The organism is Acinetobacter sp. S54 (assembly GCF_016624945.1).
GTDB lineage: Bacteria > Pseudomonadota > Gammaproteobacteria > Pseudomonadales > Moraxellaceae > Acinetobacter.
The window spans coordinates 1-566 of sequence record NZ_JACVUI010000030.1 but is presented as its reverse complement, the minus strand read 5'-3'; the positions used below and the strand labels follow the sequence as shown (position 1 = coordinate 566).

The 566-nt window shown below is 40.3% G+C and carries 1 protein-coding gene; it reads left to right on the top strand.

Features of this window, described 5'->3' with window-relative positions; translation table 11 throughout:
• Positions 1-270 precede the first annotated feature (270 nt).
• A partial coding sequence (locus IAE20_RS16675; protein WP_320159404.1) for a dioxygenase occupies positions 271-566 on the top strand: 296 nt, incomplete at its 3' end.

Genomic DNA, 566 nt, shown 5'->3' with positions numbered 1-566 from the left:
AAAAATAAATTAACATACCTAAAAAGCATGAAAACATACTTTTAGAGGTGTTGGATAACGCATGACTTTTCGGTAGAGTTAAGCATTAAGGAACATATAAAAGCAGGCCGCATATCCATAACGCATTTATGATTTCACAGTGAAACAGCCTCATTTTAATCGCTAAGTTTATTGTGAAATGATCATGCTAAATGTTGAAGTCGCTTGCAAGTAGGGCCAGCAGAGTAAGCCACCCTATTTATTCATTTTGGCAATTTCAAGGAGAAAGCCATGGATGTTAAGATATTCAATACTCAGGATGTACAAGACTTTTTACGTGTCGCTAGCGGACTGGAACAAGAAGGCGGCAATCCACGTGTGAAGCAAATCATCCATCGTGTGCTTTCAGATTTATACAAAGCGATTGAAGACCTAAATATTACTTCTGACGAATATTGGGCAGGCGTGGCCTATCTCAATCAACTGGGAACCAGTCAGGAAGCAGGGTTACTTTCACCGGGTCTGGGTTTTGATCATTATCTTGATATGCGTATGGATGCTGAAGACGCAGCACTCGGGATCGAAAA